1 protein-coding gene is annotated in these 1,182 nt (G+C 46.9%); it reads left to right on the forward strand.

Annotated features, from left to right (window positions below; all coding sequences use genetic code 11):
• On the forward strand, window positions 1–1,154 hold a 1,154-nt coding region (gene rny, locus WEIDD23_RS07715), incomplete at its 5' end, for a ribonuclease Y (protein WP_242865468.1).
• Window positions 1,155–1,182: the final 28 nt, after the last annotated feature.

A 1,182-nucleotide genomic window follows, 5' to 3' on the forward strand; every position in this document is an offset into this window, starting at 1 on the left:
TTGATGAACGCGAAGCGAAGTTGGTGGAGATTGCAAACTTGAGTCGCGAAGACGCTCGTGAGCAAATCTTGTCAGAAACCAAGGAAGCTTTGGTTTCTGAACGCGCTGTCATGATTAAGGAAAGCGAAGAGCAAGCTGCGGCCGAAGCTGAAAAGCGGGCCAAGAACTTGGTAGTTAGTGCTATCCAACGTTCTGCTGCAGATATGGTTGCTGAAACAACGGTATCTGTTGTGACGTTACCTAACGATGACATGAAGGGACGAATTATCGGTCGTGAAGGTCGAAACATTCGGGCCATTGAAACGGTTACTGGTATTGATTTGATTATCGATGATACACCAGAAGCTGTGGTATTGAGTGGCTTTGATCCAGTCCGTCGTGAAATTGCGAAGAATGCTTTGGAGAAGTTGATTGCTGATGGTCGTATTCACCCAGCTCGCATTGAAGAGATGGTGGAGAAGGCCCGCAAGGAAATGGACGAGCACATCCGCGAAGTCGGTGAGCAAACTATTTTCGATCTCGGCATTCATAGCATGCACCCAGACTTGATTAAAACAATCGGTCGCATGAACTATCGTACAAGTTACGGTCAAAACGTACTGGTACACTCAATTGAAGTCGCTAAACTAACTGGCATGTTGGCTGCTGAGTTAGGTGAAGACGTTACGCTTGCCAAGCGCGCAGGATTATTACACGATATTGGTAAGGCGATTGATCATGAAGTGGATGGTTCCCACGTAGAACTTGGTGTTGAAATTGCCAAGAAGTACAAGGAACGTCCGGTTGTGGTTAACGCTATTGCCTCACACCACGGTGACGTAGAACCTGATTCTGTCATTGCTGTCTTGGTTGCAGCTGCTGATTCAATTTCAGCTGCTCGACCAGGTGCACGTTCAGAGTCACTAGAAAACTACGTGCAACGTTTGCAACAACTTGAAGCCATCGCAAATGACTTCAACGGGGTTGAAAAGTCATTTGCGATCCAAGCGGGTCGTGAAGTTCGCGTTATTGTTGAGCCAGCAGCTGTTACCGATTTGGAAGCAACTGTTCTGGCCCGCGATATCAAGAATCAAATTGAGCACGATTTGGATTACCCAGGCCACATTAAGGTTACGGTTATTCGCGAATCACGTTCAGTTGAATACGCAAAGTAAGATGAAAAAGCCACCAACCGGTTTCGGT

This window comes from Weissella sp. DD23 (assembly GCF_001579105.1).
Lineage (GTDB): Bacteria > Bacillota > Bacilli > Lactobacillales > Lactobacillaceae > Weissella > Weissella cibaria.